Raw genomic sequence first — 13,601 nt, 5'->3', positions numbered from 1 at the left:
TCTTACCTAGAAGTACGATGCATAGTACTGCTAGGTATAGCGCGCGACGCAACCGCCGGAGCGGAAAAACCAGTCGAGCGCCGACCGTCGTCCCGCGAGAATGACCGACGTGCATGAGGTAGAGGTCGTCGTCGCCCACAGCGAGCGCGCGACCGTACGCGCCGGCGACGTGTTCCTGAAGATCGACCCTGATCAGCGGCGTGCCGACGTCGAGGTCGAGGCGATGGCCCTGGCGCCCCTCGCGACCCCGCGGGTCCTGTGGCGCAACCCGCCCGTGCTCGCGCTCGCCGCCCTGCCCGGACGGGCGCTCGGCCGGCTCGGCGAGCCGTCGACCTCGTCGCCGCGGGCGTGGGCGGCGACCGGCGCCGCCATACGGAGGCTGCACGACGCGCCGCTGCCGCCCTGGCGCGGTCGGAGCCTCGACGAGCTGGCCACGCGGCTCGACCGCGAGTGCGCCTGGCTCGTCGCGAACGGCGCTCTCCCCACCGACCTGGTCACCCGCAACCGGCACATCGCCGAGGCGGCGCTCCGGCCGTGGACGCCGGTGTTCACGCACGGCGACCTGCAGGTGGGCCACGTGTTCGTCGACGGTGACGAGGTCACCGGCGTCCTCGACTGGTCCGAGGCGGCCCGGGGCGACGCCCTGTTCGACCTCGCCACGCTGACGCTCGGCCACGAGGAGCGCCTCGGTGATGTCCTGGCCGGCTACGGTGCCGACGTCGACGTCGAGGTGATCCGGGCGTGGTGGTCGTGGCGCAGCCTGGTGGTGATCCGTTGGCTGGCCGAGCACGGCTTCGACCCGTCGGCGCCCGGCTGCGAGGTCGACGTTTTGCGGGCGCGGATGTGACGAGCGTCAGGGGATGAGGCGGTCGAGCAGCTCGAACCGCTCGTACGGCTGGTCGTAGTCGCCGAAGTGGCCGTCGTCGCGCACGATCTGGGTGCCGCCGAGCCGCTCGAACATCGCGCGTCCCTGCCGGTCGTCGCAGCCGTACGGATCCTTACGCGAGTTGACGAAGTAGATGTCCCGCACGTGCGACCGGATCGCGGCCCAGTCGTAGCGCTCCTGGAGGACCGGTTCCTCGCTCGTGTTCGGCCGGGTGCAGTAGCCGGCGACCAGGATCGCCTGGGCCACCGTCACGTCGACATGCTCGAGGAGCGCCAGGAGCAGGGCCGCGCCGCCGGAGTGGCCCACCAGGACCGTGTCCTCGTCGAAGTCGTGCCCGGCCAGCACCGTCGGCAGGAACGTCGCGATCGGCTCGACGTTGACGCCCGGCAGGTGCGGCACCTCGACGGCGTAACCCCGGGCCTCCAGCCGCCGGGCCAGCCAGCGGTACCAGACGACGTCCGGGTTACCGCCGGTGCCGTGGAAGATGATCGCGTTCCGTCCCACCGTGCCCCCTCCGCATCGACGTCGTGATCAAACCACCTGATCGCCAGCAGGACGAGAGGGATTCCCGGCCGTCGGTACGCGCTGGTCGTACAGCGCCGACACCCACAGGCGGGTGAGCGTGTCGACCAGCACCGCCCGGTCGTCGAACGGCGGCACCCCGCACGCGGCCAGGTAGTACAGCCGCTCGCCGGCCCAGGTCAGCGTTGCGGCGAGCGCGCGCACGTCGACACCGTCGAGCCGGGCCGAGACAGCGGGGTCCGCCCGACGATCGGCCTCGATCCGTGCGATCGTCGCGTCGGTGAACGTCGCCATCTGGCCCAGCCACAGCTCGCGCAACTGCGGGTCGGACGCCCAGGTCTCCACGATCGCGCGCAGCACGGCGGCATTGGCGAGCCAGAGTTCGGCGCCGGCGTCGATGCCCGCTCGCAGCGTCTCGCGCGGGTCGGCGGTCGCCTGCACCCACGGTTGGGCGGCCTCGTGGCCGGCACCGACCGCCCGACGTACCAGCTCGGCCAGCACCGCCTGCTTGCTGGCGAAGTAGAAGTAGAAGCTGGCCCGCGAGACGCCTGCGGCGGCGATGATGTCGGCCACGCTGAGCGTGTCGAAGGTGCGTTCGCGCAGCAGTTCACGAAGTGCGTTCAAGACACGTTCGCGCAGCTCGGCGCGGCTCTGCTGCGGGTCGTCACGGCGGGCCATCACATGCCGCAGCCTACCTGGTAGAGCATCTGGACACTGTGACCAGACAAGGCGTATGGTCGGGCCCATGACCGAGGTTACCGACCGCACCGCGCAGTTCCTCGACCCGCCCGAGCACCGCTGGGCACCCCACCGGCACCTGCACGACGTCCCTGCCGAGCTCGTGGCGACGGTGTTCGCATGAGGTACACGACGTTCGGGCGGACCGGGCTGCGAGTGTCCGAGTTGGTGCTCGGCGCGATGACGTTCGGTGAACAGGGTGGCGTCGGTGCGCCGATCGAAGAGTGCCGGCGCATCCTCGACGCCTACGCCGAGGCCGGCGGCAACGTCGTCGACACCGCCATCAACTACCGCGGTGGCGCCAGCGAAGAGATGCTCGGCGAACTGCTCGCCGGGCGGCGCGACAGGTTCGTCGTGGCCACGAAGTACACGGTGACCCGTGATTCGGCCGACCCCAACGGTGGTGGCAGCCACCGCAAGAACCTCAGGCTGTCGCTGGAGACCAGCCTGCGCCGGCTGCGCACCGACCACGTCGACGTCTACTGGGTGCACATCTGGGACCAGCGCACGCCCATCGACGAGACCATGCGGGCACTCGACGACGCGGTCACCGCCGGCAAGGTCCTCTATGTCGGGGTGTCGGACACTCCTGCCTGGGTGGTCTCCCGCGCGAACACGTTGGCCGAATGGCGCGGCTGGACCCCGTTCGCCGGCCTCCAGGTGCCGTACAGCCTCGTCAACCGCGACGCCGAGCGGGAACTGTTGCCCATGGCCGAGGCGTACGGCATGACCGTGACGGCCTGGAGCCCGCTCGGCGGCGGCGTGCTGTCCGGCAAGTACAACGCCGGCCCGCCGCAGGAGAGGACGCGGCTGAGCCGGGACACGATCGGCGACCGCGACCTCACTGTGGCGCGGGTCGTGCAGGAGGTCGCCGTCGAGCTGGGCGTCACCCCGGCGCAGGTGGCCCTCGCCTGGACCCGCCACCGCAGCGGCGTGCTGCCGATCATCGGTGCGCGGACCGTGGAACAACTCCGGGACAACCTGGGTTGCACCGCGGTCACGCTGCCCCCGGAACTGGCCCTGCGGCTGGAGACGGCTACCGGGTTCAGTCTCGGCTTCCCGGCCGATTTCATCGCCGAGACCAGACAGTGGGTGCTCGGCGCCGCCGCGTGACCCCGGTGGCCGCCGGCCAGCGACAATGGCGTCCGGGCCGGTGGCGGTCGACGTCCACCCGCGCCGTCATCTGCCGCGAACCGTGGCACTCCGGGATAGCCTTGGCGCATATGGCTACCTATCGCAGCGCCTCAGTGCTTCTCTCCTCGGACGGCACCAGGACCCCTGGCACCGCCGCCCTCTTCGCCGAGCCCGCCCGCAAAGGTGGGACCCGGCCGTGGGCCGGCGACTTCCGTCCCGCCAACAGCGCCGGAAATGGTCCCAAGAACGCGATCGGCAAGACCTTCACGTTGGAGCTGCCCGACGGCAGCACCGGCAAGGTCGTGGTCCAGAGCCTCAAGAGCGGAAGGGGTGGCGTCGTACTGGCGCTGATGGGCGAGGACGCACCACCCTTCTGAGCGAAGCCGATCTCCGGCCGGTGCCGCCGGCCGGAGATCGCCAGCGGGTGAGCCTGCTCGGCTCAGTCCAGTGTCACCACCCAGCGGGCACCCTCGCCCCGCGCCAACTTCTCGAACGCGACCGGTGCCTCGTCCAGCGACATCGTGCCGCTCACCAGGACCCCCAGGTCCAGCGTGCCGTCGGCCAGCTCGGCGGCCAGCACCGGCACCTCACGGTCCGGGTCGGACGAGCCGTACACCGAGGAGCGCAGCGTACGGGCGGAGTGGAAGATGTCGAGCGCGCCGAGGCTGACCATGTCGTCCTTCGCGCCCATGCCGACCACGGTGACCGAGCCCCCGCGCCGGGTGAGCCGCCAGGCCGCACGGATGGTGGCGGCCCGGCCCACGCACTCGAAGGCGTGGTCGACGCCCCGCCCCTCGGTGCGGGCCCGCACCTCCTTGGAGAGCCGGTCGTCGGAGAGCAGGAAGTCGGTGGCTCCGGCGGCCAGGGCCAGGTCACGCTTCGCCTCGGCCACGTCCACGGCGAGGATCGTCGTGGCACCCGCCCGGCGTGCCGCGCTGAGCACGGCGAGCCCGACCCCACCGAGCCCGACGACGGCGACCGACTCGCCGGACGCCACCCGGGCGGTGTTCCGGACCGCGCCGAGGCCGGTGAGCACCGCACAGCCGAGCAGCGCGGCCTGCTCGACCGGCAGGCCGACGGGGATCGGTACGACGGCACTCTCCGGCACCACCACCGCCTCGGCGAGCGCGCCGAGACCGAGCGTCAGGTGCAGCGGAACCCCGTCCTCGGTCTCGCCCCGCGGCGCGGTCGGTGCCGTCGTGTCGGCGCAGAGCCACGGCTCGCCGCGTCGGCACCACCAGCAGGCCCGGCAGGCGGGCGCCCAGTTGAGCACCACCGGTGTGCCGACCGTCAGCGCGCCGCCCGGCCCGACCTCGGCCACCACCCCGGTCGCCTCGTGCCCGAGCACCAGCGGGAACCTCGCGGCGATCGTGCCGTTCACCATGGACAGGTCGGAGTGGCAGACACCCGCCGCCCGGATCGTCACCCGCACCTCGCCGGGGCCGGGCGCGGGCAGTCGTACCCGCTCGACCCGCAGCTCGGCCCCGCGTTCGCGGGCGACCAGCGCGCGGACGACGACCGGCGCGGACGCCGGCTCGGCGGCACCGCTCGGCGCGGACGACGTCAGCTCGGGGCCGGTCATCGCTGGATCGCCTTTACCTCGCAGAACTCGGCGAGCCCGTGCGTGCCCAACTCCCGGCCGAGGCCGGACTGCTTGTAACCGCCGAAGGGAGCGAGCGGGTTGAACGGCGCGCCGTTGATGTCGACGGCCCCGGTGCGCAGGCGTCGCGCCACCGCGAGCGCCGCGTCGGTGTCGGCGGACCAGACCGCGCCGGCCAACCCGTACCGCGAGTTGTTGGCGATGGCCACGGCCTCGTCGGTGTCGTCGAACGGGATGACCGCGAGGACCGGGCCGAAGACCTCCTCCTGGGCGAGCGCGCTGTCCGGGTGCACGTCGGCGAAGACGGTCGGGGCGACGAAGTGCCCGCGCGCCGGGACCGGGGCGTCCGGGCCGCCGACGACCAGCCGCGCGCCGTCGGCGAGCGCCCGGTCGACGTGGCCGCGTACCCGCTGCGCCTGCGCGGCGGAGACGAGCGGGCCGAGCCGGGTGGCCGGGTCGAACGGGTCGCCGAGGCGGTAACCGGAGACCGCCGCCGCGACCAGGTCGAGCGCCTCGTCGTACCGGTCGCGGTGCACCAGCATCCTGGTCCACGCCGTGCAGGTCTGCCCGGAGTTGAGCAGGGCGTTGCCCACGCCCACCTTGACCGCGGTGGCCAGGTCGGCGTCGCCGAGGATCACGTTGGCGGACTTGCCACCCAGCTCCAGCGCGACCCGGGTGATCCGGTCGGCGGCGAGTCGCATGATCCGGCTGCCGGTGGCGGTGCTGCCGGTGAACGACACCAGGTCGACGTCCGGGTGCCCGGCGAGCGCCTCGCCCGCCACCGCGCCGGTGCCGGGGACCAGGTTGAGCACGCCCGGCGGCAGGCCGGCCTCGGTGACCGCGTCGAAGAGCAGGTACGCGGTCAGCGGGGTCAGCTCGCTCGGCTTGAGCACGACCGTGCAGCCGGCGGCGAGCGCGGACGCCACCTTGGCCATCACCTGGTGCAGGGGGTAGTTCCACGGGGTGATCGCGCCGACCACGCCGATCGGCTCGCGGACGACGAGGGAGTTGCCGATGCTCTCCTCGACCGGCGGACGGGCGGCGAGCGCGACGTGGTCGCGCAGCACCGTCAGTGGGAGCCCGACCTGCACGCGGGTGGCGAGCTTGAGCGGCGAGCCCTGCTCCACGGCGATGGTGCGGGCGAGGTCGTCGGCACGGGCGGAGAGCGCGGTGTGCAGTCGGCCGAGGTGCGCGGAGCGTTCCGCGGGCGCGGTGGCCGCCCAGCCCGGGAAGGCGGCGCGGGCGGCGGCGACGGCGGCGTCCACATCAGCGGCCGTGCCGGCGGGGACCTGGCCGACGGTGTCGCCGGTGCTCGGATTCTCCACGTCGAGCACGTCGGCGCCGGCGGGAGGCGTCCACTCGCCGCCGATGTGCAGGTGACGTCGGAGGCGCAGGATGTCGGGGAGCGGCGACGGCGGTGCGGCGAGGTCCATGGCGTCCCTTCGGAGGTGGGCGGCGGGCGGCTCAGCGGCGGACGGACGATGAAACTAGCGCTGGGAGTTTGGACGCTACCCGCTGGACTGGCCGGACTCCACCGCGCCGAGGGGGCCGACGGCGCGGTCGTACTCGGCGGCCAGCCCGTGCAGCAGCGCGTCCAGGCCGAGTGCGAAGGCGCCCTCGTCGACGCTCTGCTGGTGCTCGGCGAGCCGGTGCGCCTGGCGCAGGTGCGGGTAGTGCGCGGCGTACAGCTCGGGGTCCTCGACGAAGCCGCGGGCGAACGAGCCGAGCGCCGACCCGGCCACGAAGTAGCGCAGCGCCGCGCCGATGTGGGTGGCCCGCGCCGGCGGCCAGCCGGCGCGGACGAGACCGCCGTAGACCGCGTCCGCCATGGCGAGCGCGGCCGGACGCCGACCCGGCCCCTGCGCCAGATACGGCACGATGTTCGGGTGCGCGGTGAGCGCCCGCCGGTACGACCACGCCCACCCGCGCAGCGCGGCGGCCCAGTCGCGGCTGGCGAATCCGCTGGTGTCGACGGTGCCGGTGACCCCGTCGGCGACCGCGTCGAGGATCTCGTCCTTGGTGGCGAAGTGGTTGTAGAGCGAGGGCCCCTGGACGCCCAGGGCGGCGGCGAGCCGGCGGGTGGAGAAGGCGGGCAGGCCCTCGGCGTCGATCAGCGCGGTGGCTGTCTCGACGATCAGCTGCCGGGTGAGCCGGGGCTGGCGGGGTCGGGGCACAACGCTCCTCGCGGGACTGGACTCAACAAAACTTACACCGCTAGTTTAGTGGTGACCGGCCGCGCCGACGCCAGGAGGACCATCGTGGACTTTTCGCTCACCGACGAGGAGCGGGCGGTGCGGGACACCGCCCGGTCGTTCATCCAACGCGAGGTGATGCCGCTGGAGGCGGAGGTGCTTCGCCGGGAGCGGGCCCACCAGCCGAGTCTGGACCATTCCGAGGTCCGCGAGCTGCAACTCAAGGCCCGCAAGTTCGGCTTCTGGGGTCTCGCGACCCCCGAGGAGTACGGCGGGATGAACCTGCCGGCCGTCCTCCAGTCGCTGATCTGGACGGAGCTGGGCCACACGTTCGTGCCGTTCCGCTTCGGCGGCGAGGCCGACAACATCCTGTTCCACGCCACCGAGGAGCAGAAGCGGGAGTTCCTCATCCCGACGATCGAGGGTGAGCGCCGGTCCTGCTTCGCGATCACCGAACCGGGCGCCGGCTCGGACGCCGCCAACATCCGGCTCTCCGCCCGCCGGGACGGCGACGACTGGATCCTCGACGGCGAGAAGACCTTCATCACCGGCGGTCACGACGCCGACTTCGCGATCGTGGTCGCGGTGACCGACCGGGAGAAGGGCGCCCGCAACGGCGGCGCGACCGCGTTCCTGGTGGACCGGGCCATGGGCTGGCGCTCGGAGTTCATCCAGACCATGGGCGAGGGCGGCCCGGCATCGCTGATCTTCGACGGCGTACGCGTGCCGCACCGCAACATCCTCGGCGAGATCGGGCAGGGCTTCGCCCTCGGCATGGAGTGGATCGGCAAGGGCCGCTACACCATCCCGTCGCACGCCGTCGGCATCGCCGAGCGGGTCCTGCAGATGGCCATCGAGTACGCCAACACCCGGGAGACGTTCGGCGCGAAGATCGGCACCAACCAGGCCATCCAGTGGATGATCGCCGACTCGGAGACCGAGCTGGAGGCGGCCCGCTGGCTGATCCTGCGCTCGGCGTGGACCGTCGACCAGGGCCTCGACCCCCGACACGCGTCGTCGATGGGCAAGCTCTACGGCGCGCAGATGGTCAACCGGGTCGTCGACCGGGTGCTCCAGATCCACGGCGGCATGGGCTACACCCGGGAGCTGCCCATCGAACGCTGGTACCGGCAGGTCCGGCTCTACCGCATCTTCGAGGGCACCGACGAGATGCAGCGGCTCATCATCTCCCGGGACCTGCTGCGCGGGTACACGAAGATCGGCGGTCACCTGGCCTGAGCCCGAATCTCAGTCCGCCGTGAACTCCCTGACCCGGCCGAGCATCTACCCCTATGACAGCTGCCCGCCAGCCAAGAGGGGGATGCACATGCGCCTACGAATCAGGGCCGTCGCGACGGCGATGGTCGTCGCCACGATCGGCGCCGTCGCGGTTCCGGCCGCGCCGGCGTCGGCCAACGTCAGTCAGGGCTACATCATGGGCTCGGGAACCTGGACGGACGACTGGGGCGACGAGGGCCCGATCTCCGCGTCGACCCGCTCGTACAACAACGTCGTCGCCATGTGGCAGAAAATCCTGGTGGCCGACGGCTACCTCGCCGCCTCCGGAGTCGACTGCCGGTTCGGGCCGGCGACGACGGCCGCGACCAAACGGTGGCAGACCGACCGGGGACTCGTGAGCGACGGCATCGTCGGCTCCAGGACCTTCGCCAAGGCGGCAACCCGCCTCACCACGTACGAGGGTGACGGCTGGTTCTACTACGACGGGCTCGGCAGCAACTTCGTCTACTTCGGGCGCCTCGCCGACGGCAGGTGGGACATGAGCCTCGGGCCTGATCTGGAGTGGCAACCCCTCGCGTACACGTACGCGAGCTTCAGCGTCTGCTCCTGAGCACCAGGCCGGCCGTGCCCCACCGCGGGGCACGGCCGGCCTTCCGGCCTCAGTCGACGAGCGCCGTCAGCGCCGCGTCCACGTCCGCCTCGGTCGAGTAGAGGTGGAACGAGGCGCGGACCCGGCCGGCCCGGACCGCCGCCCGGATGCCGGCCGCCGCGAGGCGCTGTTCCGCGTCGGGCACGTCGACGGCGACGATGGCGCTGTCCCCCGCCGGCCGGCCCAGGCCGGTCAGGAACCGGTTGGCCAGCGCCACGTTGTGCGCCTGGATCGCCGGCACGCCGATCTCGGCGACCAGTTCCATGGCGGGGGCCGCGCCCACCCAGCTGAACCAGGCCGGCGAGATGTCGAACCGGCGGGCATCGTCCGCCAGCCGCAACGGCGGCCCGTAGTAGGAGGCGTGCGGGTCCTGGCCGGCGAACCAGCCGGCCGCGTCCGGGCGCAGACGCTCGCGCAGGGCGGGGGCCAGATAGGCGTACGCGGTGCCGCGCGGATTCATCAACCACTTGTAGCCGCCCACGGCCACCACGTCGGCGCGACTACCGTCGAACGGCAGCCACCCGCACGCCTGGGTCGCGTCCACCACCACCAGCGCACCGTGCGCGCGGGCGGCGGCCACGATCTCGTCGTACGCGGCGACAGCGCCGTCGGACGACTGCACCAGGCTGAACGCGACCACGTCCGTGTCGGCGTCGATCGCGTCGACGAGCCCGTCCACCGGCACGGTGCGGACCGTGACGCCGCGCTCCTCCTGCACCAGCCAGGGGAACAGGTTCGAGGTGAACTCGATGTCCGGAACGACCACGGTGGCGCCGGCCGGCAGGGACGCCGCCACCGGCGCGAGCATCTGGGAGACCGTCGCGCCGACGGCCACGTCGACGTCGGGCACCCCGACCAGACCGGCGAACGTCGTCCGGGCCCGCTGCACCGAGTCGCCCCAGCCCTCCCAGGAGGTGCTGCCGACACGCCACTGGGCCAGGGAGTCCTGCAACGCCGTCCAGCCCGGCTCGGGCGGCAGCCCGTACGAGGCGGTGTTCAACCAGCCGGGCTCCGGCTTCCACAACTGCTGCGCCTGCGCGATCTCCATGCCACCGACGTTAGGCCTGGTCACCTGCGGTGAGCCATGGCCAATCGGCGATCGGCGGCCTGTGGGATCTCGGTCGAAGAACGCGGTTAGCACGCTGTCACAGCGCCGTATGACACCGCCGTGACAGCGCGCTAAGCGAGTCGATGCCCATCCGCCAGTGGACAGCACGATGGCGTAGGTACGAGGAAGCAACGTCACGCCGGACTGATTGACCAATTCCCATCGGCCGTCACCTGAACCAGCGCCGGCGCTTCCAGCGGCCGCTTGCCCGAGTAGCCGCCGATCTCGTTAATCAGCAGGCCGCCCTCTCCAGACTCCAAGTTGTAAGCCTCGACGATGAAGTTGCTCTGACCCTTCGAGTGCGTGACCTTGGCCGTATCGGCGTGCCCGCCCAACAGGATCACATCGTCGCCGCGCCCCGACGCCTTTCCGCTGGCGGCCTTCGACGCGATCTGGTCGACGCTACCGATCGTCAGCGTCCACTTTCCATTAGTTTCCACTTCGAACTCGGTGGTCAATGAGTCCTCTTCGAGGTTGATCCACCGCTTGCCCGTATAGGCACCGATCGTGTTCACGAGCAAGCCATCCGGGCCGTCCGACTTCACGATCGTGTTGCTCGTGCAACGGGGACACGAGAACTTGACGACGGCCAGGTCGCTGAGATTGCCAACCTTGATCACATCGTCACCTCGCCCGGTGTACACCTTCGGCTTCGGCGCGGCCGGTGCTGACGCTGCGGCAACCGTGGTCGGTGGTGGGGCCGGCGTGGTGGGAGGCGGGGCAACACTGACGGCTGGTGCGCCGGTTGACTCAACAGAGCCGCCAGGTGCACCACTTTCCCGCGTTGCGCTCGCAGCTTCGCCCGCAGCATTTCGGCTGTTGTCGCCCCTACTGAGCACACCGACGACACCGGCACCACAGCAGAGCACGAGTGCGAGGGCAACACCTCCGAGGATCCACAGGAAGGGCTTTTTCTTCCCGGTGACAGTGACCGGCGGGCCAAGGGGCATTGCCGCGGATGGCGACGAGCCGGGCTGATCGGGTCTCTGAGGTGCGGTGTCGTCAGGTCCGGGCTGCGGGTATGTCAAGGTCATCCCCCTCGGTGAATAGCTGGTGCAGCGATCGTTGTCGCCACACCAACCCACCCTCCCGGTTGTGTCGGATGGGCGACGACGGGCCTGCCCGAATGTGTCGGAGTGAACATCGATTCGACCATTGACGCTCCCCTGAAGCGGCAATCACCTTCGCCAGTCCGGCCACTCGAAAGGCCAGCCGATTGGACCCAGGAAACCATTGGATAAAGAAGACCGACGCAGGCGTCCGTTCAGAAAACCGGAATGACCGACCAATCGTGGCCTGCGCCATGAGGGGCCGAGACCGAGTAGGTAGCAAGGTCGGTACGCCGTCCGAACCAACTGAAAAGCGTCATCGTGTTCCGCGACGGGACGTGGCTTGGACGTTGGCGTCCGGGTGGATCCGGGTGAGGCTGTCGGCGAGCCCGGCGAGCCACCTGTCGACCTCCACCAGGTGCCGCACCGCAGCCGGGTCGGCGTCGCCGAGCAGTGGGCGGAGCCGGTCCACCTCGTCGACGCAGTCGATCGGTATTGGCATCGGCCCGGCCGGCTGCCCCTGCGTCACCTCGCCGGCCAGGTCGTCGTACGCCGACCGCAGGTGCCCGGCCGTGTCCCGCAGCAGTGCCCCGGCCGCCGGCCAGGCGGCCAGGCAGCCGGGCGGGTTCCGGCGCAGCAGCGACTCGGCGCCGGGCACCACGTGGTGTCCGGCGCTCAGGGCGGCGTCCCAGTTCAGCTGAGCGCGCCGTGGGTCGTGGCGCTCGGAGTGGTACTGGCAGTAGGACGAGTCGACCAGGACCATCCGCCGGCCGACCCGGTCGAAGTCGTGCTCGGGAGGCGGCGCGTCGCCGAGCACCGCCTCGACGGTCCGCTCGACCGCCGTCCCACTGGCCACCAGATAGCGGGCGGCGTTGTGCCGTAGGTCGTGGCCGGCGCCGCGCGGCCACATGGCCACACCGGCGAGCACGCCGATCACCGCGCCGAGCCCGACGTCGACCAGCCGCGCCTCGGCGAGTCGCCACCCCTCGGGGCTGAGCTGGGTGAACACGACGGTCAGCAGCAGGGTGAACAGCGCCTGCTGCCACACCGGGCCGAGCAGGCGACCGACACCGAACGCCAGCAGCAACGAGACCGGCAGTACGACGGCGTACACGACCGGTTCCTGCACGACGAGCACCAGCAGGCCGCTCGCGACCACGCCCGCGATGGTGCCGAGCACGGCGGGTCGCAGCGCGGTGCGGGTGTCGGCGGCCGAGGTGCGCAGGACGGTGAGAGTCGCCAGGAGCACCCAGAAGCCGTGGTTGAGGTGCAGCACCCCGGCCGCCACCCGGGCGATCGCCAGCGCCACCGCCAGTCGTAGCGCGCTGTGCAGGTGCGCGGAGCGGGGCGCGAGGTGGGCGCGGAACTGTCGCCAGTACAGCGTCCACGCGCCGTGTCGCGCGTACTCGAAGAGCCGGGGATAGGCGTCGACGTCGACGCGCGCCCCGGCGGCGATCCGGGTGCCGACGGCGAAGATCCGTACCTGGTCGGCGAGGGCCAGCGCGGTCGCGTCCCGGCACATCCGGGGTACGTCCGGCGGGCCCGATCCCACCGACGGCTCAGCCGTGCCGATCGCGGCGTCCAGGCCCCGCAGGTCCACCTGGGGCGCGTCGGAGAGCAGGCTACGGCTGGCGGCCCGGATCGCGTCGGCGCACGGGCGCAGCAGCCGCGCCGCCGCCAGGTCCGGGATCGGCGTCGACGGGGCGTCCGTCGCGAGCCGGTCCGCCGTGGCCAGCACCTCCCGCAGCGCCGCCGCGGCGATCCGCAGCGCCCGGTCCCGCGCTCCGGCCGCCGTGGGCGCCGACTCCCGGGGACTGCGGCCCAGCCCGAGCAGTGCCACGAGGTCGTACGCCCGTTCGCGACGCCCGTCCGGAGCACCGTGGCCGGGGGCGGTCAGCGCGCCGGCGGTGGCGTCGACGAAGGCCGCGACGCCGTCCGCCGCTCGGGCGAGCAGGTGCCGGTAGGAGACGGGCACCGGGTCGGGCCAGAGCACCACCTCCGCCGCGGCGAGCAGCACGATCGCGAGGGTCACCCCGCCGAGGCGCTGCGGCAGGCTGCCCGGCTGGTACGGCGGGAACGACGCCAGGATGTAGAAGAGTTGGAACGCGCTGGCCAGACCAACCAGTCGCGGGTTGCCGACCCCGGCGAACGCCACGACGAACCCGATGACCAGCATCCCGCCGGCCGCCGCCCAGGTGTTCCACGCCAGGAGCGTGCCGGCGGCGATCAACGCCCAGACCGCCGGCAGCGACGTGACGAGGATCCGCGCCCGTTGTGACGCCGGGCCGGGCAGTTGCGCGAACGCCCCGGCGGCGATCGTGCCGAACAGCGCGTACGTGGCGAGCAGCGGGCTGCCCACGCCGTAGCGGCAGGCGTAGAAGAGGACGGACGCGACCAGGGTCAGCCGGGCCGCGCGCCGCAGGACGGCGTCACCCGGGTCACGGCGGCGAAGCCGACCAAGGAGGCTGGTTCCGAGCACGACCG

13 protein-coding genes are annotated in these 13,601 nt (G+C 71.9%); 5 read left to right on the top strand and 8 right to left on the bottom strand.

Features of this window, described 5'->3' with window-relative positions:
- Positions 1-100 precede the first annotated feature (100 nt).
- The gene (locus tag ACQP0N_RS12170; RefSeq protein ID WP_433120052.1) at positions 101-847 is read left to right on the top strand and encodes a phosphotransferase family protein; all 747 of its coding nucleotides are present in this window, start codon (positions 101-103) and stop codon (positions 845-847) included.
- 6 nt (positions 848-853) lie between these two features.
- Here the strand turns inward: ACQP0N_RS12170 and ACQP0N_RS12165 are convergent, their stop codons facing one another.
- Positions 854-1,390, bottom strand: a complete 537-nt coding sequence (locus tag ACQP0N_RS12165) for an RBBP9/YdeN family alpha/beta hydrolase (RefSeq protein WP_433120050.1) — start codon at positions 1,388-1,390, stop codon at positions 854-856.
- A 27-nt stretch (positions 1,391-1,417) separates the two neighbouring features.
- Complete coding sequence (locus ACQP0N_RS12160; RefSeq protein ID WP_433120048.1) at positions 1,418-2,086, bottom strand: TetR/AcrR family transcriptional regulator; 669 nt, start codon at positions 2,084-2,086, stop codon at positions 1,418-1,420.
- A gap of 180 nt (positions 2,087-2,266) precedes the next feature.
- On the opposite strand from ACQP0N_RS12160, the gene ACQP0N_RS12155 reads away from it, so the two are divergent.
- Both ACQP0N_RS12155 and ACQP0N_RS12150 read left to right on the top strand, forming a co-directional pair.
- Positions 2,267-3,259, top strand: a complete 993-nt coding sequence (locus tag ACQP0N_RS12155; RefSeq protein ID WP_433120046.1) for an aldo/keto reductase — start codon at positions 2,267-2,269, stop codon at positions 3,257-3,259.
- A 110-nt stretch (positions 3,260-3,369) separates the two neighbouring features.
- Entirely contained in the window at positions 3,370-3,657 is a 288-nt protein-coding gene (locus ACQP0N_RS12150; protein ID WP_355053485.1) for a hypothetical protein, read from the top strand.
- 62 nt (positions 3,658-3,719) lie between these two features.
- On the opposite strand, the gene ACQP0N_RS12145 is transcribed toward ACQP0N_RS12150, so the two are convergent.
- The 3 genes from ACQP0N_RS12145 to ACQP0N_RS12135 all read right to left on the bottom strand — a co-directional run bounded on the left by ACQP0N_RS12145 (position 3,720) and on the right by ACQP0N_RS12135 (position 7,054).
- Positions 3,720-4,862, bottom strand: coding sequence for an alcohol dehydrogenase catalytic domain-containing protein (locus ACQP0N_RS12145; RefSeq protein ID WP_433120044.1), 1,143 nt, complete (start codon positions 4,860-4,862; stop codon positions 3,720-3,722).
- Entirely contained in the window at positions 4,859-6,313 is a 1,455-nt protein-coding gene (locus ACQP0N_RS12140; RefSeq protein WP_433120042.1) for an aldehyde dehydrogenase family protein, read from the bottom strand. The genes ACQP0N_RS12145 and ACQP0N_RS12140 overlap by 4 nt, the downstream gene beginning before the upstream one ends.
- 75 nt (positions 6,314-6,388) lie before the next feature.
- Positions 6,389-7,054 carry a TetR/AcrR family transcriptional regulator gene (locus ACQP0N_RS12135; RefSeq protein ID WP_433120040.1) on the bottom strand — a complete coding sequence of 222 codons (666 nt, stop codon included), beginning with the start codon at positions 7,052-7,054 and terminating at the stop codon, positions 6,389-6,391.
- Between the two features lie 84 nt (positions 7,055-7,138).
- On the opposite strand from ACQP0N_RS12135, the gene ACQP0N_RS12130 reads away from it, so the two are divergent.
- Positions 7,139-8,311 carry an acyl-CoA dehydrogenase family protein gene (locus tag ACQP0N_RS12130; protein ID WP_433120038.1) on the top strand — a complete coding sequence of 391 codons (1,173 nt, stop codon included), beginning with the start codon at positions 7,139-7,141 and terminating at the stop codon, positions 8,309-8,311.
- A gap of 88 nt (positions 8,312-8,399) precedes the next feature.
- On the top strand, positions 8,400-8,921 hold the full coding sequence (locus tag ACQP0N_RS12125) for a peptidoglycan-binding domain-containing protein (RefSeq protein WP_433120036.1): 522 nt from the start codon (positions 8,400-8,402) through the stop codon (positions 8,919-8,921).
- Positions 8,922-8,970: 49 nt separating this feature from the next.
- Here the strand turns inward: ACQP0N_RS12125 and ACQP0N_RS12120 are convergent, their stop codons facing one another.
- From ACQP0N_RS12120 to ACQP0N_RS12110, 3 genes are all read right to left on the bottom strand, one after another.
- Complete coding sequence (locus ACQP0N_RS12120) at positions 8,971-10,008, bottom strand: aminotransferase class V-fold PLP-dependent enzyme (RefSeq protein ID WP_433120034.1); 1,038 nt, start codon at positions 10,006-10,008, stop codon at positions 8,971-8,973.
- A gap of 194 nt (positions 10,009-10,202) precedes the next feature.
- Complete coding sequence (locus ACQP0N_RS12115; protein ID WP_433120032.1) at positions 10,203-10,688, bottom strand: hypothetical protein; 486 nt, start codon at positions 10,686-10,688, stop codon at positions 10,203-10,205.
- A 745-nt stretch (positions 10,689-11,433) separates the two neighbouring features.
- Complete coding sequence (locus ACQP0N_RS12110) at positions 11,434-13,596, bottom strand: FUSC family protein (protein ID WP_433120030.1); 2,163 nt, start codon at positions 13,594-13,596, stop codon at positions 11,434-11,436.
- Positions 13,597-13,601 lie beyond the last annotated feature (5 nt).

The sequence above is a fragment of the Micromonospora sp. CA-246542 genome (genome assembly GCF_050942905.1).
Taxonomy (GTDB): domain Bacteria; phylum Actinomycetota; class Actinomycetes; order Mycobacteriales; family Micromonosporaceae; genus Micromonospora.
Note: the sequence above shows the minus strand (reverse complement) of the source record. Positions and strands in the feature narration are given on the sequence as shown.